General features: G+C 60.8%; 18 protein-coding genes. 8 read left to right on the top strand and 10 right to left on the bottom strand.

Translation table 11 applies throughout. The features are described from left to right. Positions 1 to 17 precede the first annotated feature (17 nt). Positions 18 to 1,691 (bottom strand): acyl-CoA synthetase, encoded by a 1,674-nt coding sequence (locus tag HMPREF3056_RS04900; RefSeq protein WP_070754249.1) that lies wholly within the window; start codon positions 1,689 to 1,691, stop codon positions 18 to 20. 174 nt (positions 1,692 to 1,865) lie between these two features. On the opposite strand from HMPREF3056_RS04900, the gene HMPREF3056_RS04895 reads away from it, so the two are divergent. The 3 genes from HMPREF3056_RS04895 to HMPREF3056_RS04885 all read left to right on the top strand — a co-directional run bounded on the left by HMPREF3056_RS04895 (position 1,866) and on the right by HMPREF3056_RS04885 (position 4,535). Further along, on the top strand, positions 1,866 to 2,681 hold the full coding sequence (locus HMPREF3056_RS04895; protein ID WP_070754247.1) for a GDSL-type esterase/lipase family protein: 816 nt from the start codon (positions 1,866 to 1,868) through the stop codon (positions 2,679 to 2,681). Positions 2,682 to 2,747: 66 nt separating this feature from the next. After that, on the top strand, positions 2,748 to 3,899 hold the full coding sequence (locus HMPREF3056_RS04890; RefSeq protein WP_070754245.1) for an S-(hydroxymethyl)mycothiol dehydrogenase: 1,152 nt from the start codon (positions 2,748 to 2,750) through the stop codon (positions 3,897 to 3,899). After that, positions 3,900 to 4,535, top strand: a complete 636-nt coding sequence (locus HMPREF3056_RS04885) for an MBL fold metallo-hydrolase (protein ID WP_070511279.1) — start codon at positions 3,900 to 3,902, stop codon at positions 4,533 to 4,535. Here HMPREF3056_RS04885 and HMPREF3056_RS04880 read toward each other — a convergent pair. The 8 genes from HMPREF3056_RS04880 to HMPREF3056_RS04845 form a co-directional block, all read right to left on the bottom strand. Then, a complete protein-coding gene (locus tag HMPREF3056_RS04880; protein WP_070754243.1) occupies positions 4,532 to 5,326 on the bottom strand; it encodes a cytochrome c biogenesis CcdA family protein in 795 nt (264 codons plus the stop codon). The two genes, HMPREF3056_RS04885 and HMPREF3056_RS04880, sit on opposite strands and share 4 nt — an antisense overlap. Positions 5,327 to 5,407: 81 nt before the next feature. Further along, positions 5,408 to 6,277: a DsbA family protein gene (locus HMPREF3056_RS04875; protein ID WP_141759841.1), complete on the bottom strand. Its 870-nt coding sequence runs from the start codon at positions 6,275 to 6,277 to the stop codon at positions 5,408 to 5,410. A gap of 149 nt (positions 6,278 to 6,426) precedes the next feature. Then, positions 6,427 to 7,293 carry a glucose-1-phosphate thymidylyltransferase RfbA gene (gene rfbA, locus HMPREF3056_RS04870; protein ID WP_049157609.1) on the bottom strand — a complete coding sequence of 289 codons (867 nt, stop codon included), beginning with the start codon at positions 7,291 to 7,293 and terminating at the stop codon, positions 6,427 to 6,429. A 117-nt stretch (positions 7,294 to 7,410) separates the two neighbouring features. After that, entirely contained in the window at positions 7,411 to 8,775 is a 1,365-nt protein-coding gene (locus HMPREF3056_RS04865) for a sugar nucleotide-binding protein (RefSeq protein WP_070754241.1), read from the bottom strand. A 6-nt stretch (positions 8,776 to 8,781) separates the two neighbouring features. Continuing rightward, on the bottom strand, positions 8,782 to 9,777 hold the full coding sequence (rfbB, locus tag HMPREF3056_RS04860) for a dTDP-glucose 4,6-dehydratase (protein ID WP_210384403.1): 996 nt from the start codon (positions 9,775 to 9,777) through the stop codon (positions 8,782 to 8,784). 20 nt (positions 9,778 to 9,797) lie between these two features. Beyond that, positions 9,798 to 11,156: a M1 family metallopeptidase gene (locus HMPREF3056_RS04855; RefSeq protein WP_049157605.1), complete on the bottom strand. Its 1,359-nt coding sequence runs from the start codon at positions 11,154 to 11,156 to the stop codon at positions 9,798 to 9,800. A 94-nt stretch (positions 11,157 to 11,250) separates the two neighbouring features. After that, the gene (locus HMPREF3056_RS04850) at positions 11,251 to 12,330 is read right to left on the bottom strand and encodes an alpha/beta hydrolase (RefSeq protein ID WP_070754239.1); all 1,080 of its coding nucleotides are present in this window, start codon (positions 12,328 to 12,330) and stop codon (positions 11,251 to 11,253) included. Between the two features lie 38 nt (positions 12,331 to 12,368). Then, positions 12,369 to 13,790 (bottom strand): alpha/beta hydrolase, encoded by a 1,422-nt coding sequence (locus HMPREF3056_RS04845; protein WP_070754237.1) that lies wholly within the window; start codon positions 13,788 to 13,790, stop codon positions 12,369 to 12,371. Between the two features lie 675 nt (positions 13,791 to 14,465). Here HMPREF3056_RS04845 and lpdA point away from each other — a divergent pair. Next, complete coding sequence (lpdA, locus tag HMPREF3056_RS04840) at positions 14,466 to 15,878, top strand: dihydrolipoyl dehydrogenase (RefSeq protein ID WP_070754235.1); 1,413 nt, start codon at positions 14,466 to 14,468, stop codon at positions 15,876 to 15,878. Between the two features lie 498 nt (positions 15,879 to 16,376). Here the strand turns inward: lpdA and ramB are convergent, their stop codons facing one another. Continuing rightward, on the bottom strand, positions 16,377 to 17,783 hold the full coding sequence (gene ramB, locus HMPREF3056_RS04835) for an acetate metabolism transcriptional regulator RamB (protein ID WP_070754233.1): 1,407 nt from the start codon (positions 17,781 to 17,783) through the stop codon (positions 16,377 to 16,379). Between the two features lie 401 nt (positions 17,784 to 18,184). On the opposite strand from ramB, the gene HMPREF3056_RS04830 reads away from it, so the two are divergent. From HMPREF3056_RS04830 to HMPREF3056_RS04815, 4 genes are read left to right on the top strand one after another with little or no spacing between them, the layout of a single operon-like run. Next, positions 18,185 to 18,940, top strand: a complete 756-nt coding sequence (locus HMPREF3056_RS04830) for a succinate dehydrogenase cytochrome b subunit (RefSeq protein ID WP_046647845.1) — start codon at positions 18,185 to 18,187, stop codon at positions 18,938 to 18,940. A 15-nt stretch (positions 18,941 to 18,955) separates the two neighbouring features. Then, positions 18,956 to 20,977, top strand: coding sequence for a fumarate reductase/succinate dehydrogenase flavoprotein subunit (locus HMPREF3056_RS04825; protein ID WP_046647844.1), 2,022 nt, complete (start codon positions 18,956 to 18,958; stop codon positions 20,975 to 20,977). Beyond that, positions 20,977 to 21,726, top strand: coding sequence for a succinate dehydrogenase/fumarate reductase iron-sulfur subunit (locus tag HMPREF3056_RS04820; RefSeq protein WP_046647843.1), 750 nt, complete (start codon positions 20,977 to 20,979; stop codon positions 21,724 to 21,726). The genes HMPREF3056_RS04825 and HMPREF3056_RS04820 overlap by 1 nt, the downstream gene beginning before the upstream one ends. A 47-nt stretch (positions 21,727 to 21,773) precedes the next feature. Then, positions 21,774 to 22,145: a hypothetical protein gene (locus HMPREF3056_RS04815; RefSeq protein WP_070754231.1), complete on the top strand. Its 372-nt coding sequence runs from the start codon at positions 21,774 to 21,776 to the stop codon at positions 22,143 to 22,145. The last annotated feature ends 372 nt before the right edge of the window (positions 22,146 to 22,517 follow it).

Genomic DNA, 22,517 nt, shown 5'->3' with positions numbered 1-22,517 from the left:
TGGAGTGAAGACGCCGGCTAGTCGGTATTGCTCAGCAGGCGCGGCACCACCTTGCCCGTGGCGTTGCGCGGCAGCTTGTCCAGGAAGTGGACGTCGCGCGGCACGGAGTGGTCGGCGAGGTTCTCGCGGACCCAGGTGCGGATGGCGTCGGCAGTCACGGTGTTGCCCAAGGCATCGCGCGTGGTCACGGCCCACACGGCGATGCGCTGGAAGGTGGTTTCATCCTCCACGCCGCCGGCATGCACTTCCGCGATGCCCGGCATGGTTTCAAGCACCTCCGTCACCGACTGCGGGTGCACGTTCTCGCCGCCGACGATGATCATGTCATCGGCGCGGCCCACCACGTGCAGGTAGCCCTCGGGGTCGATATAGCCCAAGTCACCGATGGAGATGAGGCCATCAACCTTGTTGAGCGGAATCTTCGGGTTGGTATAGCCAATGAGCGCGGTGGAGTTGGTCAGATAGATTTCGCCGACCTCGCCGCGCGGGACTTCTTTGCCATCCTCATCGAGGATGCGCAGCTTCGTGCCAGAGGCAATCTTGCCGCCGATGGTTGGGTCCTTAGCCACCTCTTCCATGGTGGCCGTCGATGCCAGCGCCAGCTCCGTGGAACCATAGACGTTGCAGAGAATCGGGCCGAAGCGCTCGTGGGTTTCTTTGACAATCTCCGGGGTCAGCGCATGTCCTGCAGAAGCAATGAACTTCAGGCTTGAGGTGTCATAGGCCGAATCTGGGTCGGCCTGCACCATCTGGCGGAAGAAAACGGGGGAGGAGAGCAGGCCATCAAGTTGGTAGCGCTGGATGTCATCGAGCGCGGCCGCCGGGTCAAAGACGCGGCGGGTGACAATGGTGTTGCGCAGGCCCAGCGCGATGTTGAGGCAGGCCCAGCCCCACGTGTGGAAGATGGAGGCGGTCATTTGCACCTTCTGGTCCCCACGCCACGGCACCGCATCCACGATGGAGGCAACCACCACGGGCAGAGTGGGCTCTGGGCGCATAATGCCCTTGGGGATGCCGGTGGTTCCGGAGGACATGAGCACGATATGTCCGTGCTTGGGCCAGGTGGGAAGCTTCTGCTTCTCGACGTCCCGCGGGTTCACCACGATTTGGTGCAGCGTCGGGGCCTCGGCCAGCTCAGCCGGGATCTCCTCGCCGGAATCATGACCAATCACGACCTGCAGTCCAGCAACGGGGCTGGGGCTAGCGCTGTCTGCGGGGGCAAGGCGGTCAACGAATTCATCGTCGATAACGAGCACGTTGATGCGGTTTTCCTCAATGCATCCGGCGAGCTGCTCAGGGGAGGAGCCAACGTTGAGTAGGAAGATGTGCGCTCCGGCATAACCTTTGGCGGCCAGCGGGGTGATAATGCCCCGCCCATTGCGAGCCATGACGCCGAGACGGATCTCGTCGAGGCCCAGGGAGAGCAACCAGCGCGCGAAGGTCTGGGATTGTTCGCGCAGCTGGCGGTAGGTGAGTGCCCCGTCATCGTCGATAAGCGCTAGGCGTTCTGGGCAGGTCAGGTAGGCCTGCTCCACCTCGCGGGCGGTGGTGAAGCGGTAGCGGGCGAGAATCGGCGCGGTGGAGACCACTGCCCGTGGGCCGCCAGCGGGGCTAATAAGGCCGGCGCGAAAGAGGGCGGGGACAAAACGCGCGAGAGCGGCGGCATGGAAGGTGAGATCAGAAAGCTTCATAGGGTTCTCATCGTAGGGAAGGGGTAGAAGGTTACGGGGAGGCGCCTAACGCGCCTGTTTTAAAAACGACAAATTGTTACAGTTGTTGCTATTGTTGCACGAGATTAACTGCTAGCTTAGTTTAATATGGTTTCGGTTAAGAACATACCCTTTTCTCGAAAGGACATCAGTCACGTGAAGTTTACCCAGCGCATCACTGCCCTCTGCGCCTCCCTCCTCGTGGCAGTAAGCTTGTCCCAGGCTCCGCAGGCCGCCGCCGGCGAGCGAAACCTCGTCGCCTTTGGCGACTCCGTATTGGCGGATCCGCAGCTAGATGTTTACCTCTCCTCGCGCCTCGGCTCCTCCAACCGCAACCCGAGCCTCGACTGCCCCTCCGGCAATAACTACGCCAAGCGCGTCGCGTCCAAGCTGGGCATGCCGGTGGCGGATTTCTCCTGCTCCGGTGCGGTCTCGATGTCCCAGGGTCCGCAGATGAACGCGCAGGTCGATGATGCCATCCGTCGTGGCGCGCTCAGCCCGGACACCCAGCGCGTACTCTATGCGGGCGGCTTTAACGATACGTATAACAATGCCCAGCTTTCTGACGCCAACATGCGCGCCCGCTTTGTTGGCGCAAATGCGCCGATTATCAACAAGATTCGTGCAGCAGCCCCCAATGCCCGCATTCAGATCGTGGGTTATCCGACCATCGGCTCGGGCGACCGCTACTGCCTCCTCCACTTTGGTCCGAAGCCGGCCGATGCCACGGCTCTGCCGATGGTGCAGCGCTATGAAAACGTCACGCAGTGGATGCAGGTGGACCTAGCGCACGCGACGGGTACCGAGTTCGTGGACATGAAGCCGATGACCTGGGATCGTGGAATGTGCGCCGATGCCAATAAGCGACTGTGGGCGGGTCTGGTGGACTTCTCTGCCGGTCCCGGAAACCTGCCGCTGCACATTAATGCGCGCGGTCACGAGTTTGTGGCCAATCACCTCGCTAGCTTCTAGAAGCGTGTTCTTCTGGCTTTTAGGCCCGGGCTACGTTGCCCGGGCCTTTCGCGTACCCTCGCGGACATGACTGTTAATGAAAACCTTAATGAAAATAAATCTCAGCAAGGCTCGGAGGTTGTCCGTGGCGTGATTGCGCGCGCCAAGGGCGAGCCCGTCGAGACCGTCAACATCGTCGTGCCCGCTCCGGGCGAGCACGACGTCGTGGTCAAGATTCAGGCCTGCGGCGTCTGCCACACCGACCTGGCTTACCGCGATGGCGATATCGAGGATGCCTTCCCGTTCTTGCTTGGGCACGAGGCGGCGGGCGTCGTGGAGCGCGTGGGCGATGCTGTTACCCACGTCGAGGTCGGTGACTTCGTGGTCCTGAACTGGCGTGCAGTGTGCGGCGAGTGCCGCGCTTGTAAGAAAGGTGAGCCGAAGTACTGCTTCAACACCCACAATGCCTCCGCGAAGATGACGCTCGCGGACGGGGATAAGGATGCCGGCACTGAGCTCACCCCGGCGCTCGGCATCGGCTCCTTCGCGGAGAAGACCCTGGTTCATGAAGGCCAGTGCACCAAGGTCAATCCGGAGGCAGACCCGGCCGCCGCGGGCCTGTTGGGCTGTGGCGTGATGGCAGGCTTGGGTGCTGCGGTCAACACCGGTGACGTCAAGCGCGGCGAGTCCGTCGCGGTCTTTGGCTGCGGTGGTGTCGGCATGGCAGCCATCGCCGGCGCGGTGCTGGCGGGTGCCTCCAAGGTCATCGCCGTGGACCTGGATCCAGACAAGCTGGAGCTGGCCAAGAAGTTCGGTGCGACCCACACCATCGCGGCGAAGGACAAGTCCGAGGACGAGGTCATCGAGGCAGTCCGTGAGCTCACCGATGGTTTCGGTACCGACGTGGCTATCGATGCCGTGGGCATCCCAGCCACCACCCGCCAGGCCTTCTACTCCCGCGACCTGGCCGGCCGCATGGTCATGGTGGGCGTCCCGAACCTCACCAGCCGCTTCGACGTCCCAGCCATCGACTTCTTCGGCCGCGGCGGTTCCCTCAAGTCCTCCTGGTATGGCGACTGCCTGCCGGAGCGCGACTTCCCCATGTACGTTGACCTCTCCCTGCAGGGCCGCTTCCCGCTGCAGGACTTCGTGTCCGAGCGCATTGGCCTCGACGACGTGGAGGAGGCCTTCGCTACCATGAAGGCTGGCAAGGTACTTCGATCCGTAGTGGAGCTGTAAATGATTATCGAACAGTTTGTAACCTCAGGAAAGTTCCGCCTGGATGGCGGTGAGTGGGACGTGGACAATAACGTCTACATCCTGGCCGCAGGCGGCGCGTCAAGCGACGCCGAGTGCTACATCGTCGATCCTTCCCACGACGCCGAGCGCGTCATCGACGAGGTAGGAAAGCGCACCGTTAAGGGCGTTATCCTCACCCACGCGCACAACGACCACTGCGAGCTCGCGCCCCAGGTGGCTGAGCACTTCGGCGTGTCCGTGTACCTCCACCCGGATGACCGCCCGCTGTGGGAGGAAACGCACGAGGGTGCGACCTTCGTTCCGCTGGAGGATAACCAGCTATTCACCGTGGGCGATAGTGACTTCGTGGTCTTCCACACGCCTGGTCACTCGCCAGGGTGCGTGGTGCTCTACATCGCGGACGAAGCCACGCTTCTGTCGGGAGATACCCTTTTCAATGGCGGGCCCGGTGCCACCGGCCGCAAGTACTCCGACTTCGACGTCATCATCGAGTCCCTGCGCAACCGAGTGCTGAACCTTCCGCCGGAGACCCGCGTCCTGCCGGGGCACGGCGACGAGACCACCATTGGTGCTGAGGCTGCGCGTATCGACGAATACATCGCACGCGGCTACTAGGCCGGGGTGCGGGCAGCCTTGATGCCTGCCACCACCGTGGCGGCAAGTGAGAGCCCGAACCATACCCACGCGTCCGCTACGCCCGCGCTGAAAGCGCGGGCTTTTTCTTGCACCGCGAACTGCGCATCCGTGCTCAAGACTGCGGGCAAGGTTGCGGTGCCATAGCTGGCAATGAATAGCGCGCCGATGAGCACGAAAAACGCGCCCGACACAATGGACAAGGTGTTCGTGCGCACGGGGCCGAGGACCACCTCGCGTCCGCGCAGCCAGGACCACGAGCCCACATTGAGGCGCTCCCACAGCGCCGCCAGAACAAAGAGCGGTGCGGCCATGCCAGCGGCATACGCCACCATGATGATCCCGCCGTAGAGCGCGCTGCCGGACGCAGCAGCCGTGGTGAGCACAGCGCCTAAGAGTGGGCCCGCGCAAAAGCCCGCAAAGCCATAGACCGCGCCGAGCAGAAACACCTTTCCCCTCGCCTTACCGGACAGGGTATCCATGCCGGGGATGCGGAAACCACCGCCCAAGGCAGTAAAGATCCCCAGCGCGATGATGATCCAGCCCGCCACCGTGATGACCTGGCCGCGGTATTGCGCGAGGATTGCAGCCAGACCCATGCCGATGGGAACGAGCGTGGTACACAGGCCTAAGAAAAAGACCAGGGTTTTCAGCAGCAGCTGGCGCTGCGATTCAAAAGCATAGGCAAAGAAGGCTGGCACCAACAGCGCTGAGCAGGGGCTGATCAAAGCCAGCACACCGGCGATGACGGCGCCAAAAACTCCGATACTCATACGCTCACCCCCACTGCATAGCCTCCTAAGAACGCGGTCAGAACCACGAGCGCGATGAAGATCCACACGATGAGTGGCGGCTTATCCATTGGCCGCCTTGCCTAGCTGTTCCCGGATGGTCTGCTCAAAGACTTCCGGTGGCTGCGCGCCACCAATGAACTGATCCCCCACCACGAAGGCCGGGGTGCCCGTAATACCAATCTGGGAGGCATAGCTGGTGGCCTTCTCGATGACCTCGGTGTAGGTATCATCCGTGGCCTGCTGGCGGAACTTATCCAAGTCCGCAACGCCGGCCTTCTCGGCGAACTTCATGAAGTCCTCGATGCCGAATTCTGGGTGGCCATTGATGTCCTTGCTAGCGGTGTAGAGCTCGTGCTTGAACTCCTGGAACTTGCCCTGTGCCGCCGCCGCGCGCCCGGCCTTGGCAGCATCGACGGCGGCAGGACCGTTAACGGGGAAGTCATTCCACTCGATGCGCACCAGGCCCTTCTCCACGTACTTCTTGAGGAGGTCTGGCTCAGTGACGTTGGCGTGGCGGGAGCAGAACGGGCACTCGAAATCAGAGAACTCCGAAATCACCACGGGGGCATCCACTGCGCCCACGGCGAAAGGATCATCCTCCTTCTTGCGGTGAACCACCGTGATATCGCCGCTCTTGGTGTCACCGCCGGGGCCGAATACCATCGGGTCCCCCTTCCCGTCGGAGAATTTCGTGCCGGGCGTGGCCTTGTCAGCATCCTTCGCCAGGTCTTGGGTTGGCGCCGCGCTCGTCGAAGTCTCCTGCGCCGCTTGAGTCCCGGCATCGCCGGAAGAATTGCGCTCTGCCAGCAGGAAGCCGATGATGATAGCCAGAACTACAACGAGCACCAACAGGCCCCACGCCACGGGGCTGATGGTGGATAGCGCTGATTTCTTGGGATTGCTGGTGGGGCGGGAGGATGAAGTAGGCATGCGATTACCTTAACGCGTCTAGGCCCGTTTGGGTGATGGTGGCCTCTGATGCTGCGTGGGGACGCTTTGGCAAGTACGGATCGATCAAATTAGGTCCCAGATCCCGTGGGCGATTTTCGGTCCTTATTTGATCGAAATGCACCTCGGTCTCAGCTCTCTTGGGCAGCGGCCAGGAGATAGCGGCCATAGCCGGACTTCAGGAGGGGCTCGGCCAGCTCGGTGAGTGCGGCGGCATCGATGAAGCCCTCCTCGAAGGCGGCAACCTCCGGTGAGCCGATGACGGTGCCGGTGCGTTTTTGCATCACCTCCACGTAGGCCGAGGCCTCACTCATGGAGTCCACCGTGCCGGTGTCCAGCCAGACATCACCGCGCTGCAAGCGTTTGACGCGCAGCTGCCCGCGGCGCAGGTATTCCTCGTTGACGGTGGTGATTTCTAACTCCCCGCGTGCGCTGGGCGTAATGGACTTGGCAATCTCCACCACGGAATTGTCATAGAAATACAAGCCCACCACGGCGTGGTTGGATTTGGGCGCGGCGGGCTTTTCCTCGATGGACAGGGCTTGGCCAGACTCATCAAACTCGACAACACCATAGCGCTGCGGATCGGAGACCTCGTAGGCAAAGATGATGCCGCCGCCCGGGTGGCTGCACTCATTCAGCGCCGTGGAGAAGCCGTGGCCGTCAAAGATGTTGTCACCCAAAACGAGGGCCACGTCATCCTCGGCGATGAAGTCCTCCGCAATGAGGAAGGCCTGGGCCAAACCTTCGGGCCGGGGTTGGACCGCGTAGTGCAGCATGAGGCCTAGTTGGGAGCCGTCGCCAAGCAGGCGTTGGAAGGCGGCCTGGTCTTCTGGGGTGGTGATGATGAGGATCTCGCGTATGCCGGCCTGGATCAGGGTGGTCAGAGGGTAGTAGACCATCGGCTTGTCATAGATGGGCATGAGCTGCTTCGAGATGCCCTTGGTGATGGGGTAGAGGCGGGTCCCTGAACCGCCAGCGAGGATGATGCCCTTCATGGGCTTCAAGCTTAACGGAGGGGTCCCGCGCCGGGGTGCGGCGGCGCGGGCTGGCGAACATAACACTTAACTTCCCACTCAACATAACACCTGGGAAGCTAAGTGTTATGTTAAGTGTTATGCCGGGTAAAGGCCCAGGTAAAGCGCTAAAGCGGCCCGCCAATTCATCGGCTTAAAGCCGGTGGCTTCAATCTTGGACAGGTCGAAGGTGGACTCCTTCGGGCGGGGAGCTTCAGGCCCGGCGATCTCGCGGTACTGCTCGGTGCTGACCGGCGTGACACCAGCGGGGTCTTGGCCCACGCCGGTGAAGACGGCCATGGCGATTTCATCGCGACCCACCGCATCACCGGAGTTGGAGATGTTGTACACGCCGTACTCGGCTTTGGTCTTGAGCAGGTGGATGATGCCCTTGGCCAGGTCCTCGGCGAAGGTGGGGCGCCCGCGCTGATCATGGATGACGGAGGGCTTGACCCCCTTAGCCGCCAGCGAGCGCATCGTGGCCATGAAGTTGGCTCCATCGCCGAAGACCCAGGAGGTACGGATGACATAGTGGCGCGGCGCGGTTTGCGCGGCGGTATCGCCCGCGGCTTTCGATGCCCCATAGGCCGACAGCGGGGAAGGCATTTCATCCTCGGAGTGGACCTCGTTAGAGCCATCGAAGATGTAATCACTGGAGACGTGCACCAAGGTCAGGTTATTCTCCGCCGCAATGCGCGCGAGCTTCGCCGGGGCGGAAGCGTTGACCGTCCAGGCCGCGGCGCGATCGTCCTCCGCACCGTTGACATCGTTATAAGCCGCGCAGTTGATGATGGCGGAATACTGCTTCCACGGGCGGGCAGGCGGGTTGGTGATATCGAAATCCTCGTGCCCACAGAACTCCACCGCGCCCAGACCAGCGGTGGGCAGGAATTTCTTTAAAGCGCGGCCCAGCTGCCCGTTGGCGCCGGTGACCAGGATGCGGCGCGGGGGCATGGGGGAGACGTCGGCAAGCGCGGGGTGTGCCTTGTCTTTGTCGGAGATCTCCGTCGGCTCCAGCGGCCACTCCACCATGTTGAGGTTGACGCAGGTGTAGTCCGCATCCGGGGACCAGTGGTCATTGACCAGGTAGGAGTAGGCGCAGGCCTCCAGCGCCTGGAAACCGTTGGCCACGCCGCGCGGCACGAAGACCGCCACGTCTTCGCGCAGCTCGTGGGTCACCAGCTGCCCGAAGGTGGCAGAGCCCTCGCGCAGATCGCACCACGCACCGAAGGCCCGGCCGGAAGCCACGGAGACGAGCTTGTCCCAGGGCTCCGCGTGCAGCCCGCGCGTAACCCCCTTCTCCGCATTGAAGGAGACATTATTCTGCACCGGTTGGAAGTCCGGCAAACCTGCCGCCACCATCTTCTCACGCTGCCAGTTCTCCTTGAACCAGCCGCGGTTATCCCCGTGGACGTCGAGCTCCACAATGAGCAGGCCCTCAATGGCCGTTGACTGCACCTTCATGGAAATTTACTGTCCTTGCTTCGCGTAGTTGGCTTCGACTTCTTCCTTGCCTGGGCGCCACCAGTCCTCGTGGGCGCGGTACCACTCAATGGTGGCAGCCAAGCCCTCGCGCAGATCCGTGTAGCGCGGGCTCCAGCCCAGCTCGCGGCGCAGTTTGCTGGCATCCATGGCGTAGCGCTGATCATGGCCCGGGCGGTCCGCCACGTGGATGTAGTTCGCGCGGCCGTCGTCAGTAGCACCCAACAGCTCACAGATCATCTCGATGACCTGGCGGTTATTCGTATCCTCCTGGTCGGCACCGATGTTATAGGTCTCACCGATGCGCCCGCGGTCCAGGATGGCAAGCACCGCCTCGTTGTGATCATCCACGTGAATCCAATCCCGCACCTGCTCGCCCGTGCCATAAAGCTTGGCGGGCTGGCCCAGAAGCAGGTTGGTGATTTGCCGCGGAATGAACTTCTCAATGTGCTGGTAAGGTCCGTAATTATTGGAGCAATTCGAAATGGTTGCCCGCAACCCAAAACTGCGCACCCACGCGCGCACCAGGTGATCCGAACCGGCCTTCGTGGCCGAATAGGGCGAAGAGGGGTTATAGGGAGTCTCCTCCGTGAAGTAGGTATCGGCGCCAATCTCCAAGTCACCAAAAACCTCATCGGTGGAAACGTGATGGAAGCGCACATCGTGGCGGCGGCAGGCCTCCAACAGCACGAAGGTTCCCATGACGTTGGTGTGGAGGAAGGGCGAAGGATCCCGCAGCGAATTATCATTGTGGGATTCCGCGGCGAAGTGCACCACGGCATCCGTCTGGGCCACGAGCTTGTCGACGACCCCCTCATCCGCCACGTCCCCCACCACCAGGGTGGCGTCCACGCCGTCAAGGTTGGCGCGGTTGCCCGCGTAGGTGAGCTTGTCCAAGACGGTGATGTCTACGTCGGGCCGTTGCTGGGCTACGAGCCTCACGAAGTTTGCACCAATAAAGCCGGCACCGCCGGTAACAAGCATCCTGCGCATGGTGAACAAGTCTAGACCGGGAACTTGGGCAGCGCGGTGTGGTTGAGCCACTCGTCCAACAAAGCATCGACCGCAGCAGGATCTGCCGCTTCCTTCTTCACACGGCTGATGAGATCCTCCGGGGTGACCACGGAGTGCTGGGATGCGGTGAGGTAATCCCGGACCGTGCGGAAGAAGACCTCATCGCCCACGAGGCGGCGAAGTGCGTGAACAGTCAGCGCGCCGCGCTTGTAGACGCGGTCATCGAACATGTCGCGCGTGCCCGGATCACCGAGCACGATGTCCTGCTTCTTGCGTGCGAGCACTTGATAGTGCGAACGCGCCGATTCATGCACCGGACGGCCATGCGCGTGCTCGAACCACAGCCACTCGCAGTAGCAGGCAAAACCTTCGTTGAGCCAGATATCCTTCCACTCACTAAGGCCCACGGAGTTGCCGAACCACTGGTGGGACAGCTCGTGGGCGATGAGTCGCTCAAAGAGGTGGTCGCCCTTGACGTGGTTGGATCCGAAAATGGACAGGCCTTGGGCCTCCAGCGGGATCTCCAGCTCATCATCGGTGATGACCACTTGGTAGTCGGGGAAAGGGTAGTGGCCGAAGAGCGAGGAATAGAAGTCCAGCATTTCCTGCTGTTGGGCGAACTCTTCGAGGACTACCTGCTTCAGGCGAGCCGGCGCCCAAGCGCGGACGTCTCGGCCCAGGTCAATCTCTGAGTATTCGCCGATCTGCACCGTGGCGAGGTACGTGGCCATAGGGTGCTTGACGCGGTAGTGCCAGCGCGTCATGGAACCGCCTGCGCTGCGGCGGGAGACCAGCTTGCCGTTGGAAATCACCACGAAAGGATCGTCAGCGGTGATGCGAATATCGTAGGTGGCCTTTTCCGACGGGGTGTCATCGCAGGGGAACCAGCTGGGTGCACCGTTGGGTTGGCTGGCCACCAGGGAGCCGGAATCTGTTTCCTCCCAGCCGATTTCACCCCACGGCGTGCGCAGCGGTCGCGGCGAGCCGCCATAGCGAATGTGCAGCTCAAACTCTTGGTTCTCCACGATGGTGTCGGCAAAGGTCAGCCGCAGTTTGCCGGCGGACAGGCGAAACTTGGCCACGCGGGGTGCGTGTTTCGCCGTGATGCGGCGAGCCACCATGGCGCCGCCGAGGTCAAGCGTGAGTTTGTCAAAGTCCTCCAGCGCGCGAATGTGGAGGATGGCTTCGCCCTGCAGCATGTTGGGTTCCACGCGGTAGGTCAGGTCCAAGTCATAGTGGGTGACCTCGAAGCCGAGGTTGAAATCCACCCTCGTGTAGCTATCCCGAGTAAGTGCAGCGCGGTCGCGAGCGGCGGAGATATGCGAAAGGGCGGTAGAAAGCAGCTTCATAATGCCGCTATCCTACCGCCCTGTCTGGGTTATCCGAAGCCAGGGGAGCGAGCACGCCGCGCCAGACCGTGGGGCGACACGCTCCGCTCACTTTTTAGGAGTTGAAAGCTTCCTCAAAGGTGGGCCAGGACTTCACCAGGTCCTCGCGCCAGCCCGGCCAGGAGTGCGTGCCCACGTTGCGGAAGTTGTAGGTGGCTGGAATGTTCTGCTTATCCAGCTTGGCCTTGAGCATGTGGGTGCAGTGGTTGACCGCGGCCTCGATGATGCCGCCCTCAACCTGCAGCTGTGCCGAACCCGCGTAGGCGGCCAGCGGGCTGTAGCCCTTGTTCATGTAGTAGGACGGGGTATCCTGCTCACCCGCGAAGCCCGATGCGGAGGAAATGTACAGCTTGGTGCCGCGCAGTTTCTCGGAGTTCATCAGGGCATCGTTGTAGCGGTTGTAGTCACCGCCCATCGGGCCCCACATCTGTTCCGGTTCTCCGCCGCCGCGGTTCACGGTGAGGCGCAGGAACTGGTACTCCGTGGGGTAGGCGGTTGCGGCGCAGCCGGCGAAGGAACCAACTGCGTCATAGAAACCCTGGTTGTGCTGCGCCAGCAGCAGGGAAGACGTTGCGGACATGGACATGCCGGCAACGGCGCGCTTGTTGCTTGCGTTCAGGCGAGACTCCAGCGGGTCAGGCAGCTCCTTGGTCAGGAAGGTCTCCCACTTCTGTGGGCCCTTGAGGTACTTGCCGTTGGGCTCCTCCAGCCAGTCGGTGTAGTAGGAGAAAGCACCTGCCTGCGGAACGACAACGTTGACGTCCTTGTCCGCGTAGAAGTCCACGGCATCGGACATGTACAGCCAATCGGAGTCCTGCTCCGCGGAACCGGCGCCGTTGAGCAGGTACACGGTCGGGCGGTCCGGGTTCTTAGCAGGGATAACAGCCAGCGGAATCGCGCGGCCGTTCATGGCCGGTGACGTAGCCTCCAGCTTGAGAACGCGGGCGTCATCTTTGAAGTGCTCGTACCACTTCTGGCTCTGCACCTCCGGGGTGACGTTCAAGTCCGAGATGGTGGACAGCGGCGTGTCACCCGCAACCTGCTGCGGGGTGATGGTGGCCGCACCCGCAACGGGGCTGATAAGCGCGGCAGCGCAGAGCGCGCCGGCGGCGAGGAGAGAGCTAAGACGCTTCATTACGTTCCTTATTTAACAATCAATATGGCGAGTTGAGCTTACTGTTCGATGGCCTCAGGGGCTACTGGCCGGGAGTCGGCCGGGGTCTTGGGATCGTTCTCGGCCTCTTCCATATTCTGCTTATCGGCATCCTCAGCTTTGGCGTTAGCGTCCGCGTTCACCGCGCTTTCCGACGCCCGCGTGGAGACCGGCTCCACCGGCAGGCCAAAGGCACGAGCGAAGGTGGGCCAGGAGGAGTTGATGTCATCGAACCAGCCCGGCCAGGAGTGGGTACCGGTATTGCGCAGGTTGAAATCCGCTTTGACACCTTCGCGCTGCAGTTTTGCCTGCAGGTCGTGGGTACACGCGTTCATCGCTGCCTCGATGACGCCGCCTTCCACCACCAGGGTGGAGGAGGACTTCAAGGCTCCGGCCAGGCCTTGCTTTTCAATCCTGGACGAACCCAGATCGTTCATTCCGGCAAACCCCGAGTTAGCGGAGACGTAGACCTGGGAATTACCCATGTTGTTCTTAGTGGCGTTGATGAGTCCATCGTTGTAGCGGTTGTAGTCACCGCCCATCGGTCCCCACATCTGCTCGGTGCTTCCACCGCCGCGATTCACGGTCAGCTGCGTGTAGAAGTTCGGCAGTGGAGTCGAGGTGGCCGCACAGCCAGAGAAGGACCCGATAGCGTCATAGAAGTTGGGGTTGTGCTGGGCCAGGACGAGCGAAGAGGTAGCAGACATGGACATGCCTGCGATGCCGCGCTTGCCGTTGGCGTTGATGTGCTTCTCCAGCGGTCCCGGTAGCTCCTTGGTGAGGAAGGTCTCCCACTTCTGCGGGCCCTTGAGGTAGCTGCGGTCCGGGCTGGTAACCCAGTCGGTGTAGTAGGAGAATGCGCCTGCCTGCGGGATGACGACGTTGACGTTTCGGTCACCGTAGTAGTCATCGAGTTCTTGGGTGCCCTCCTTGTTGGGATCCAAGTCTTCGCGCGTGGTGGCTATCAGCCAGTCCATGCCCTGCTCGGCACCGCCAGCACCGTTGAGTAGATAAAGGGTGGGGCGGGAAGAATCAAAGGTGCCGTCTGGGGTAATTACTGCAAGAGGGACGGTGCGGTCCATCGCTGGTGCGGTGGCATTGAGGGCCTTGACGCTCTGACGGTAGTCCGGGTATTTCAGGACGTAGCCCATCCACTGCTTGCTGTCCGGGATCTCATTGACGTCAACGTCCTTAAAAGTGACGTTCTTACCAATGGCGTCTTCATATTCTTGGCGGGAGGGCGACGGGTTTCCGGCGGAGTCCTTGGGCAGGTACTTTTCAATCTCCCCGTAGATGTCGAGCTCGGAAATGGTGGACGGTGTGGCATCACCGCGGATTTGTTCCGGGGTGACCTCGGATGCGCCCGCGGTAGGGGATGCTACGGCGCCAAGTGCTAGGGCAGTGGCTGCCGCAAGCGTCGTGAGAGAGCGCGCAATCTTCATAGAATCTCGCTTTCTAAGTGATGAGCGGAAATGTAGGGGCAAGTGTAAAAGATGCTCCGGACACGCCACCCATGAGATGGGCAATAGTGCTGGTAGATGGGAATTTCAGCACCCCAAGATAAGGGTAACGTGTTTAAACATACCAAGATATTAAAGTTAATGGTGGTATTGAAGTGGAAACCGTGTCATAATCTTTCCGTGCGTTAACGTGGGCTATGTAACGCAATGCCCGGCCTATTCGTTAGTCGAACCAGATGCGGAGACCGTTACTGCGGCGGCCGTCCTGCAAGGCAGAAGGTGGCAGTGCCGCATAGTGACATCGCACGAGGCCGTGAAGGCTGCTAGAAGACCAACAGAAAGAAGAAGAATGAACCTCTTTGACACCATCCTCGTTTCCATCAACCAGGTACTGGGCCAGTTCGCTCACTCCGGCTCCTCTACTTCCTCCAAGATTGCCCTGGATTGGGGTCTTTACTAAACAGCTGCGGGGCGTGCGGCCCCACGTTTCTCTCCCCCTAATCGCCCCCTCGGGTGGTTGGGGGTTATTTTGTGCGTTGTGTGCCCTCTACGCATCAGTGCACTGTGGCTTGCGTATCAGGAATGTTATGGACTGATATGAGAGCACAGCGTGGGGGTGGTGGGACAGCGGGCACAAAGTTACGTATCCTATAGGGCGTGACTAATGAACATTTTGACGTTGTAGTACTCGGCGCGGGCCCCGGCGGCTACGTGTCCGCCATCCGCGCTGCCCAGCTGGGCAAGAAGGTTGCCGTTATTGAGAAGCAGTACTGGGGCGGTGTCTGCCTCAACGTGGGCTGCATCCCGTCCAAGGCTCTTCTTAAGAACGCTGAGGTTGCGCACACCTTCAACCATGAGGCAAAGGCCTTTGGTATTTCCGGCAATGTTTCCTTTGACTTCGGTGTTGCGCACAAGCGCTCCCGCAAGGTCTCGGAGGGCATCGTCAAGGGCGTGCACTACCTGATGAAGAAGAACAAGATTACGGAGATCAATGGCCTCGGCTCCTTCAAGGACGCCAAGACCATCGAGATTACCGAGGGCGATGACAAGGGTAAGACCGTTACCTTTGACAACTGCATTATCGCCACCGGCTCCGTCGTCCGTTCCCTTCCGGGCGTGGAAATCGGCGGCAATATCGTGTCCTTCGAGGAGCAGATCCTCAGCGATGAGGCCCCGGATTCCATGGTGATCGTCGGCGCAGGCGCCATCGGTATGGAGTTTGCTTACGTTCTGGCCAACTATGGCGTAGACGTGACCATCGTGGAGTTCATGGACCGCGTCCTTCCGAACGAGGACAAGGATGTATCCAAGGCCATCGCCAAGGAATACAAGAAGCTTGGTGTGAAGCTCCTGACTGGTTACAAGACCACCGCCATCACGGATAACGGTGACAATGTCACCGTTGAGGTCGAGTCCAAGGACGGCTCCAAGACCGATACGCTGACCGTGGACCGCTGCATGGTCTCCATCGGCTTCGCCCCGCGCACCGAGGGCTACGGTCTGGAGAACACCGGTGTCGAGCTCACCGAGCGCGGCGCCATCGCTATTGATGACTACATGCGCACCAACGTTGAGGGCATCTACGCTATCGGTGACGTCACCGCGAAGCTGCAGCTCGCTCACGTGGCCGAGGCGCAGGGTGTCGTGGCTGCTGAGGTCATCGCCGGCGCTGAGACCCAGCTGCTGGGTGACTACATGAACATGCCGCGCGCCACCTTCTGTAACCCGCAGGTGGCCTCCTTCGGCTACACCGAGGAGCAGGCTCGTGAGAAGTTCGCTGACCGCGACATCAAGGTTGCTACCTTCCCGTTCTCCGCTAACGGTAAGGCAGCTGGTCTGAATGAGACCGCGGGCTTCGTCAAGCTCATCGCCGACGGCGAGTTTGGTGAGCTCATTGGTGGTCACATGGTGGGCTCGAACGTGTCCGAGCTGCTGCCGGAGCTGACCCTGGCGCAGCGCTTCGATCTCACCGCAGAGGAGATCGGACGCAACGTTCACACTCACCCGACGCTGTCTGAGGCTATGAAGGAAGCAGCCGAGGGCATCGGCGGCCACATGATTAACCTCTAAGAGCTAAAACAAGAACACTCCCCCTCATCCCATCGACGTGAATCGGTGGCGGTGAGGGGGAGTGTTGGTTTTAGCGCCGAAGCGCGACTGGCCTTAGCCGAAGAGCTTGGAAGACAGTGCGAACGGTGCGTTGACGATCGTCAGCACGAGCTTCTGGATCTGGCCAAGGAAGTTCTCGCCAAAGCTGGACATAATAATAATCCTTTCTGTTGGTGATTATCGGTCGCTGACCATGATAGAACAACCGAGTCGGGAAAATCCATCAGATTTGGCAATGAAAACCATGGGGTGGGGCTTGTAGGACAATGTATAGCGCCGAGGGTTTGGGTCATAATTCCAGCTCATCGCACTAAGTAGGCCCCTTTCTTGCCTCAGCATCTTTTTTCGGAGGCTTTCGCTCGATGGAGAGTGCTCCCCAGCTTTTAAGATTCATCTGCGTTAACGGCGTAAAGATGGATGATTTAAAACCTGCGCGATTACGCCGTTAACTAGCTTTAGTTAATAGGGGGCCACTGCAGAGCGGTGGGCGTCGACGACAAGCTGTTCGTTAATGGCGGGAAATGCCCGCTGGGAGCAATTCTGGCGCGGGCAGGTGCGGCAGCCGGCGCCAATGGGAGTGGCGGCGGAAAGGGCATTGAGGTCTAGCCCCTGGGCGTACACGGTGCGATTAGCATGACGTGCCTCGCAGCCCAGACCGATGGAAAAGAGCTTGTTCGTATCCCCAAAACGGCCTTGTGGGTAGCTCACCGTTCGTGAGATCCATAGGTAATTGCGCCCATCTGGCATCTGCGCCAGCTGACGGGAAATGGTGTTGGGGCGTGAGAAGGACTCGTACACATTCCATAGGGGGCAGGTGCCGCCGGAGTTGGAGAAGTGCACGCCGGTGGCGGATTGGCGTTTGGACATGTTGCCGGCGCGGTCAACGCGCACGAAGGTAAAGGGGATGCCGCGCTTGTTGGGGCGCTGCAGCGTGGAGAGGCGGGAGGCAATCGTCTCGTAGCCCACTCCGAAGACATTGCAGAGGTATTCCACGTCGTACCCCGACTGTTCGGCTTCGCTATGGATGAGGCCATACGGGAGGAGCGTGGCCGCAGCGTAATAATTGGCGATACCCCGCTTGGCCAAGTTGATGGAGGCCTCTGAAGTAAACGGTTCTTCCTCCACGAGCTCGTCGAAAAGCGCGCCCGCTTCGAGGAAGCCAAGCTCAGCTGCCATGCGGAAGGCGCGCTGGCCGACGCTCAGCCGGCTGGCAAGGCGAAGGGTCCCGCTGTCCTTGTCGAAGCGGTGCAGCGTGCCATCCATGCGATCGGTGGTGAGGATCTCCACGCCGTGCTGGGTGGTGAGTCTGTCGTCCAGAGCCTGTTCGATGTCGCGGATGTGGAAGGGGACGACGTCGAGCTCCGCGGAGATCGCCTCTGCATGCTGATCTAACTCATCGAGATAATTCTGGCGGGCATAGAAGAAATCCCGAACCTCATCGTGCGGCATGGACAGCGCCTGGTTGCCGTCGGAGCGGCGGGTATCGGTGGCGAGGGAAAGCTTGTCGCGGATATTGCGGTAGCGGCGGTGAATGTCGACGAGCGTGCGCGCAACGGTGGGGTGGTTGTAAACCAGTTCGGACAATTCCTGTAATTCCACGGGGGAGGGGCAGATTTCTTGGTCCTGGACGACATCTTGAATCTCGGCGAGTAGCCGCGAGTCATCGTCACGGGAAAAGAAAGTGGCATCCACACCAAATGCTTCAGTAATCCTAAGCAAGACCGGAACGGTGAGGGGGCGTACGTCATGTTCAATCTGATTAACGTAACTAGCGGAAAGCCCCAGCGTAGCGGCGAGGGAGGCTTGGCTGAGATCACGTTCGCGGCGCAGCTGGCGCAGGCGCGAACCTACGTATGTCTTGCTCATGTGAGCTAGGTTACCTAGTGCCTTTCGGTCATAACAATAGTTTTGCAAGGAATGTGTGAAGCATTTTAACTTCGCTGCGAAGTGGGGGTGTTAGCGGGGCGTGAAGGGGCGGTGAGGGGTGTGTACCAAGCGAAAGTTTGACACCTAAAGGGGTAGGGTCGTCACTCGAGTCACACCCTGTGACAAAAGTCTCAACCGCGAAATGTTTTCGCAAGGTTAATATTGCGTAAAGCGAAGTGATCAAGGTAGACCGGCATAAGTCGGGGGACACTTAAGGCAACCCTTGCCTTAACTCATTTCTGTCAGGGGCCTGTAGGTGGGGGAGGGGGCGTTAAAAGCAAAGGGATAAGTAGTGGTCAGCGCGCAGTCCTGCGTAAGGTAAGGGCGACAATGGAGGTGTCATGTCTGTAAAAAATCCTGACCGTGAAGCCCTTGCTCACGGCCGCATTACTAATGAAACGATTCGTCCTAAGCCAGGAATTCCGTCCTGGGCTTTGAAACTGACGATGGCAATTACCGGTCTGTTCTTCGCGCTGTTCGTTGTAGGACACATGGCCGGCAACTTGAAGCTCTACCTGCCGGCCCACAACGGCGAGGAAGCCATCGATGCCTACGGCGCATTCCTGCGCAGCATGGGTGATCCGCTGATTCCGAGCGGGCACCTTCTGTGGATCATCCGCATCGTCTTGCTGGCGTGCGTGATCGCCCACATTTACGGCGCCTTTGCGCTGACCGCTCGCTCCAAGGCATCCCGCGGTAAGTTCAAGCGCACCAACCTGATGGGCGGCATGGATTCCTTCGCAACGAAGACCATGCTGGTGACCGGCGTCGTGCTGCTCCTGTTCATCGTCTTCCACATCTTGGACCTGACGATGGGTGTTCAGCCGATCGCTCCGGAGGCTTTCGCTCATGGCGAAGTGAAGGCCAACATGATCGCTACCTTCTCCCGCTGGCCGGTGACCATCATTTACATCGTTGCCATGCTCTGCCTCTTCCTGCACCTGACCCACGGCATCCGCCTTGCGGCTTCCGACCTGGGCATTACCGGTGCTAAGTGGCGCGAGGTCTTTGTCATCCTGGCGTACATCGTCCCGGCCGTCGTGTGCCTGGCAAACATCGTTATGCCGTTGTCCGTCGCCCTGGGCTGGGTCAGCTAAAGGAGTTTTGAACCCATGACTAACGCGAATACTGAACTCAAGCGCGAGCACCCGAACTTCTCGCACCCGCAGTCCATCGTCCCGGGTGTCAAGCCGGGCCGCATCCTGGAGTCCCACGAGCCGCACGGCGTCCCGATGAAGGACATGTGGAGCTACCAGAAGGACCACATGGAGCTGGTCTCCCCGCTGAACCGCCGCAAGTTCGAAATCATCGTCGTCGGTACCGGCCTGGCTGCTGGTTCCGCTGCGGCTGCCCTCGGCGAGTTGGGATACAAGGTGAAGGTCTTCACCTACCACGATTCCCCGCGTCGCGCGCACTCCATTGCTGCGCAGGGTGGTGTGAACTCTTCCCGCCACAAGAAGGTGGATAACGACTCCGCCTACCGCCACACCAAGGACACCGTCAAGGGCGGCGACTACCGCTGCCGCGAGTCCGACTGCTGGCGCCTGGCTTATGAGTCCATCCGCGTCATCGACCACATGAACGCCATCGGCGCTCCGTTCGCTCGCGAGTACGGCGGCACCCTGGCTACCCGTTCCTTCGGTGGCGTGCAGGTCTCCCGCACCTACTACACCCGTGGTCAAACAGGCCAGCAGCTGCAGCTGTCCACCACTTCTGCGCTGTACCGCCAGATTGGCCTGGGCAACGTGGAGCTCTTCGCTCACCACGATATGCAGGACGTCATCACCTACAACGACAACGGCACCAAGCGTGCCGGCGGCATTGTGACCCGTAACCTCATCACCGGCGAGCTCAAGGCCTTCACCGGCCACGCAGTCATCCTCGGTACCGGCGGTTACGGCAACGTCTACCACATGTCCACGCTGGCTAAGAACTCCAACGCTGGCGCCATGATGCGTGCGTACGAGGCTGGTGCTTACCTGGCTTCCCCGGCATTCATCCAGTTCCACCCGACCGGCCTGCCGGTCAATTCCGAGTGGCAGTCCAAGACCATCCTCATGTCTGAGTCGCTGCGTAACGACGGCCGCATCTGGTCTCCGATCAAGGAGGGCGATGACCGTCCTGCTAACGAGATTCCGGAAGAGGAGCGCGACTACTTCCTAGAGCGCCGCTACCCGGCCTTCGGTAACCTCGTCCCGCGTGACGTGGCTTCCCGTGCCATTTCCCAGCAGATCAACAAGGGTCTGGGCGTTGGTCCGCTGCACAACTCCGTGTACCTGGACTTCCGCGACGCCATCGAGCGTCTGGGCAAGGACAAGATCCGCGAGCGTTACTCCAACCTCATCGAGATGTACGAAGAGGCCATCGGTGAGTCCGCCTACGAGACCCCGATGCGTATCGCTCCGACCTGCCACTTCACCATGGGTGGCCTGTGGACGGACTTCAACGAGATGACCGCCATCGACGGCCTCTTCGCCGCCGGTGAGTGCTCCTGGACCTACCACGGTGCGAACCGCCTGGGTGCTAACTCCCTGCTGTCCGCTTCCGTTGATGGCTGGTTCACCCTGCCGTTCACTATCCCGAACTACCTGGCTCACCACCTGGGTGAGGCCAAGCTGGCCGAGGATTCCGCCGAGGCTAACGACGCCGTTGCTCGCGCACAGGCTCGCATCGACCGCCTCATGTCCATCCAGGGCGAGGATCCGCACGGCCCGGCGTACTACCACCGCCAGCTGGGTGACATCCTCTACTGGGGCTGTGGTGTGTCCCGTAATGTCGAGGACCTCAAGGTTGCCATCGAGAAGGTCCGCGCACTGCGCAAGGACTTCTGGGCTAACGTCCGCATCACTGGTGACGCTAACGACATGAACCAGGTCCTCGAGTATGGTCTGCGCGTTGCTGACTACATCGACCTGGGTGAGCTCATGTGTATTGACGCCCTTGACCGCGACGAGTCCTGTGGTGCTCACTTCCGCGAGGACCACCTCTCCGAGGACGGCGAGGCCGAGCGCGATGACGAGAACTGGTGCTTCGTTTCCGCATGGGAGCCGGGCGCTGCTGAGGGCGAGTTCATCCGCCACGCTGAGCCGCTGTACTTTGATTCGATCCCGCTGATGACAAGGAACTACAAGTAATGAAACTGACACTTGAGATCTGGCGTCAAGCCGGACCGACGCAAGAAGGCAAGTTCGAAACCGTGCAGGTTGACGACGCCGCCGAGCAGATGTCCATTCTGGAGCTGCTCGACCACGTCAACGACGGCCTCATTGAGGCCGGCACCGAGCCGTTCGCATTCGCTTCCGACTGCCGTGAGGGCATCTGTGGTACCTGTGGCCTCCTGGTCAACGGTCGCCCGCATGGCCCGGGTCAGAACACCCCGGCCTGCCAGCAGCGCCTGTTCCAGTTCAAGGATGGCGACACCATCAAGCTGGAGCCTTTCCGCTCCGCTGCCTACCCGGTCATCAAGGACATGATCGTGGACCGCGCCAAGCTGGACCACGTCATGGAGCAGGGCGGCTACGTGTCCATGGATGCGGGTACCGCTCCGGACGCTGACACCCTGCACGTCAACCATGAGACCTCCGAGTACGCCCTGGATCACGCCGCCTGCATAGGCTGCGGTGCCTGCGTGGCATCCTGCCCGAACGGTGCTGCTCACCTGTTCACCGGCGCCAAGCTGGTTCACCTCTCCCTCATGCCGCTGGGCAAGGAAGAGCGTGGCCGCCGCGCACGCAACATGGTGGACGATCTGGAGCAGAACTTCGGCCACTGCTCGCTCTACGGTGAGTGTGCCGACGTCTGCCCGGCTGGTGTGCCGCTGACCGCGGTTTCCGCGGTTACCCGCGAACGTGCACGTGCTGCTTTCCGCGGCAAGGACGACTAAGCTATAGTCATTCACAGGATTAACAGGAACGAGAGAAAGTTTCAGCCATGAGCGACCTCAACCCGGCAGTTGCTGATCACCACAGCGAGACCTACCCGGAGTTCTCCGGTAAGATTCAGGACTCCTACATCGAGGGATATGACCCCGTTTCTTACGGTGCACCGCACTCTTCTTTGCTGCGCACCTCCACCTGGGTGGGCATGGGCTTGGTTCTCTCGATCCTGCCGCCGCTGGGCATCCTGATCTGGGGCCTCGGCACCTGGCTTTACCCGGACGGTACCGCCGGTGCTGACTACCAGATCAACCTGATTGTGGGCGCCATCGCCAGCGTCGTCGTAGCCATCCTGGCTATCGTCTCCGTCAAGTATGGCCGCCGCTACTACCGCCAGTACCGCAAGGAAACCGGCCGCATCAACTAGGCACCTCCTAGGCCGTTGAACGCCTAAGTTTCTGTACTGACACCACCACAACCCCCACCTCCAAACACACATGGGAGACCATGTGAGGAGGTGGGGTTGTTGGTGTTTGTGGGGCGCGTGCCGGGCGGGAGAAAAGGGGGAGCGGGCGCTTGACGACGCCCCTACGGTGCCATACGCGTGAATGGCGCCGCAGGGAGCGACGCGAACACTAACCTGACTTGGCTCAAATTAGTGCCGAAGGGTTGGGGCGGTGATGTTGTCGACGAGGGTTTGGATTTCCGGGGGTAGTGGTACGGCGGCATGGATGGTTTCGCCACCAATGTTGAGATGTGCGGTGACCGCGTCTTGTTTCCTGGCGTAGATTGGGCGTGC

Origin of the sequence: Corynebacterium sp. HMSC056F09 (assembly GCF_001815785.1) — a bacterium.
In the GTDB taxonomy this organism is placed as follows: Bacteria; Actinomycetota; Actinomycetes; order Mycobacteriales; family Mycobacteriaceae; genus Corynebacterium; species Corynebacterium hiratae.
The sequence above is the reverse complement of the archived record's forward strand: the minus strand, read 5'-3'. Positions and strand labels throughout refer to the sequence as shown.

What these genes read in the sequence shown, in the direction of transcription:
- HMPREF3056_RS04900 (WP_070754249.1), bottom strand. Translation starts at nt 1,691, where the DNA reads ATGAAGCTTTCTGATCTCACCTTCCATGCCGCCGCTCTCGCGCGTTTT.
- HMPREF3056_RS04890 (WP_070754245.1), top strand. Translation starts at nt 2,748, where the DNA reads ATGACTGTTAATGAAAACCTTAATGAAAATAAATCTCAGCAAGGCTCG.
- HMPREF3056_RS04885 (WP_070511279.1), top strand. Translation starts at nt 3,900, where the DNA reads ATGATTATCGAACAGTTTGTAACCTCAGGAAAGTTCCGCCTGGATGGC.
- HMPREF3056_RS04880 (WP_070754243.1), bottom strand. Translation starts at nt 5,326, where the DNA reads ATGAGTATCGGAGTTTTTGGCGCCGTCATCGCCGGTGTGCTGGCTTTG.
- HMPREF3056_RS04875 (WP_141759841.1), bottom strand. Translation starts at nt 6,277, where the DNA reads ATGCCTACTTCATCCTCCCGCCCCACCAGCAATCCCAAGAAATCAGCG.
- rfbA (WP_049157609.1), bottom strand. Translation starts at nt 7,293, where the DNA reads ATGAAGGGCATCATCCTCGCTGGCGGTTCAGGGACCCGCCTCTACCCC.
- HMPREF3056_RS04865 (WP_070754241.1), bottom strand. Translation starts at nt 8,775, where the DNA reads ATGAAGGTGCAGTCAACGGCCATTGAGGGCCTGCTCATTGTGGAGCTC.
- rfbB (WP_210384403.1), bottom strand. Translation starts at nt 9,777, where the DNA reads ATGCTTGTTACCGGCGGTGCCGGCTTTATTGGTGCAAACTTCGTGAGG.
- HMPREF3056_RS04855 (WP_049157605.1), bottom strand. Translation starts at nt 11,156, where the DNA reads ATGAAGCTGCTTTCTACCGCCCTTTCGCATATCTCCGCCGCTCGCGAC.
- HMPREF3056_RS04850 (WP_070754239.1), bottom strand. Translation starts at nt 12,330, where the DNA reads ATGAAGCGTCTTAGCTCTCTCCTCGCCGCCGGCGCGCTCTGCGCTGCC.
- HMPREF3056_RS04845 (WP_070754237.1), bottom strand. Translation starts at nt 13,790, where the DNA reads ATGAAGATTGCGCGCTCTCTCACGACGCTTGCGGCAGCCACTGCCCTA.
- ramB (WP_070754233.1), bottom strand. Translation starts at nt 17,783, where the DNA reads ATGAGCAAGACATACGTAGGTTCGCGCCTGCGCCAGCTGCGCCGCGAA.
- HMPREF3056_RS04830 (WP_046647845.1), top strand. Translation starts at nt 18,185, where the DNA reads ATGTCTGTAAAAAATCCTGACCGTGAAGCCCTTGCTCACGGCCGCATT.
- HMPREF3056_RS04825 (WP_046647844.1), top strand. Translation starts at nt 18,956, where the DNA reads ATGACTAACGCGAATACTGAACTCAAGCGCGAGCACCCGAACTTCTCG.
- HMPREF3056_RS04820 (WP_046647843.1), top strand. Translation starts at nt 20,977, where the DNA reads ATGAAACTGACACTTGAGATCTGGCGTCAAGCCGGACCGACGCAAGAA.
- HMPREF3056_RS04815 (WP_070754231.1), top strand. Translation starts at nt 21,774, where the DNA reads ATGAGCGACCTCAACCCGGCAGTTGCTGATCACCACAGCGAGACCTAC.